Here is a 2,459-nt window from a genome sequence, read left to right as displayed (position 1 = left end):
TCAGGACTCCGGATATAGCGAGTTAATTTTTTCGAGATGATGCTTTGTCTTTGACTTGATAACGCAGGATGAGATTGGTGCCGGGATAGCGGGTTTTGGTGGTGGTGAGGTGGTTGCAGAGCTCGATGATGGCATCGGTTTTCGCTTGGGTGGGCAGTGGATCGAGTCGGATCGTGAGGAATCCTGGAACGGTGGGGTCGATGTCGCCGGACTGGTTGAACATTTGACGCATGAGCGCGTGGGCTTCATTGCCGGCTTTGGCATAGCCGGTGTTGGTGCGGATTTCCCTGGCGATGGTCATGGCTGTGTTGTAGGCGGCCATGCGTATCCCGGTGTGGATCAGCTTGACCTCGGTATCCAGGACTTGCTGGCCGGGGGATAGTTTCCCGAGCATGATTTTCGCAGGGATCTTCTTATGTGCCTTCTCGGCCGCTAGCAAGTCTTGCTCGGCTTTCCACAACGGCTTCGTGATGGTGTTGTGCATGGTGCTGGTCAGCACGACTTTCAACTCCTTCTGTCCCGGTGGTGGGGTTCGCAGGGCGGTCAGTTCCGCGTCAACCTCCGCGGCAACTTCGGCATGGTGTTTCCTGGCGGTGAGGACTTTTTGATACGACGCATTCTTCGCCGGATTCGGCACCAACCGCTTTGCATCATCGTCACTGCTGGCGTAAGAATCGTGGGAGTCAAGATCGAAGTGCATGCGTGCGTAGCGGAATTGGTTTTCCTGCCGCCACCTGTTGCCCATACGCCATACCGCTTCCCCGGCGGGCAGTGTGCGGTCGGTGGTGAGGATGTGGATCTGCCGTGTTCCACCGCCCTTGCCCTTGGCGGGAACGATACGGCTGAGCTGGCGCATCGGGTACATTTCCCCGGTTTTCTTCGTCGTGGGCAGTACCAGGTCAACGATCGTGTCCGCGACACTCCAGGTGCGGGTTTCCCCGTGTTCATCATTATGGGAGACCTCGGTGAACTTTGACTCATCAATGTCGGCGGTGGTGCCTTTGCGCCAGGTCAACACATCAAAACCATTCTCATCCATGTGTTTGAACAAGGCTGGTGACCAGCCACCACGATCGAAGCCGACGAGCACACGCCGGTCGTCACCCACCGCTTTACGTAGTTCGGGCAGGAGATTACGGAGTTCACCGGCCAGGGACGCCCCGGGTTCGGCCATGACGACAAACACTGGGGAGCCGTGGGCGTCGGTGACCCAGGTTTCCTCCGTTGCCGGGACGGGGAACTTGAGCCGGGTGGAGTAGAGTTTGCCGATTCTCTTCGTGCCTTGATAGGCGCGGACATGCCCGTCAACGTAGAGGATCGCGGCCAGGTTCTCACCAGCAGGGCCCGTGCCGTTCAAGTGGTGGGCGGCCAGGGCTGCGATCAAGTCCTGAGCCTTACCAGTGTCGGCGAGTTGTTTGATCCGGCGGCGGATGGTTTTTACTTCCGGGGCACGATCCAACCCCAACACTCGCCCGAGTTCCTCCGGGTTGAAGCGGGTGGCGCCCTCGGTCCGGGATTCCCCGGCCAACGCCCGCAACACCCCATCAACCAAGATGCTGTTCAGTCCGTAGAAGCCATCCGGCAAGGCACCAAAGACGTCCTTCGCACACGCGAGCAGGCCCGTGGTTTCCAGTGCGGGCAGGGCCAAGCACAAGCCAGCATGAGGGACCTTCGCGGCAGGTGCGAACAGCGGGGGTGCTTCTGCCAGCAACCCGGCCCGTGCTGCGGAGCGTTCCCCGGCACGCGGCACCGCCACTGGCAATACCGGCAGCTCCGGCTGAGTGGGCCCCTGGTCGCTGGTCGGTGCCGTTACGGAGAGCTCCGGTGCCTCTTGGGATTCCTGCGTAGTCCCGACTGCATGGGTGGTGGCTGTTTTGAGGGCGCGGCGGACACTGAATTCAGACACGCCCACCGCGTCACCGACCGCCTGGTGTGACATACCCGTCGCCCGCAGTTGAACGATCCGTCTCACAACGTCCCCACTGAGCCGGGACGGGCCCTTCGGGCCTCTCTTCTCCGGTGCCAGGGCCGCAACCCCGCCCTCGGCCAGCAGTTGGCCCCACAACCATAACGTCCCGGCCGATACCGAGAAAGCCGCTGCGACGTCCGCGACCGATGCGGCCCGCAAGTCCGTCAGTTTGACCGCCACCCACCGGCGCGCAGCCACATCGGGGGCGTCCCAGGAAAAAGTCAGCTGCCCGCGAATATAGACCTCACCGCCATCAGGACCCTCCGCCAGTGATACGGCCAAGCCCACCGGCCTGGCAGCAGCGACCATCGATATGGGCAATGGCGGCTGGGCGGTCATGACAGCCATCTTCCCACCCCTTCAGTCCGAATCATCTTCTTCAGTTAATTATATCGGAAAATGAGCAAAATTAACAGCCACCAAGCCACTGGAAACCCCGGGAAATCAAGGAACCGCCAAACCAGTCAGCCGCTATATCCGGAGTCCTGAG

At 60.8% G+C, this 2,459-nt stretch carries 1 protein-coding gene; it reads right to left on the bottom strand.

Annotated elements, in window-relative coordinates:
* Positions 1–22: 22 nt before the first annotated feature.
* Positions 23–2,317, bottom strand: coding sequence for a helix-turn-helix domain-containing protein (locus IV500_RS21100; protein ID WP_196398782.1), 2,295 nt, complete (start codon positions 2,315–2,317; stop codon positions 23–25).
* Positions 2,318–2,459: the final 142 nt, after the last annotated feature.

It is taken from the genome of Arthrobacter terrae (assembly GCF_015708085.1).
Classification (GTDB): domain Bacteria; phylum Actinomycetota; class Actinomycetes; order Actinomycetales; family Micrococcaceae; genus Arthrobacter_M; species Arthrobacter_M terrae.
The sequence above is the reverse complement of the archived record's forward strand: the minus strand, read 5'-3'. Positions and strand labels throughout refer to the sequence as shown.

What these genes read in the sequence shown, in the direction of transcription:
- IV500_RS21100 (WP_196398782.1), bottom strand. Translation starts at nt 2,317, where the DNA reads ATGGCTGTCATGACCGCCCAGCCGCCATTGCCCATATCGATGGTCGCT.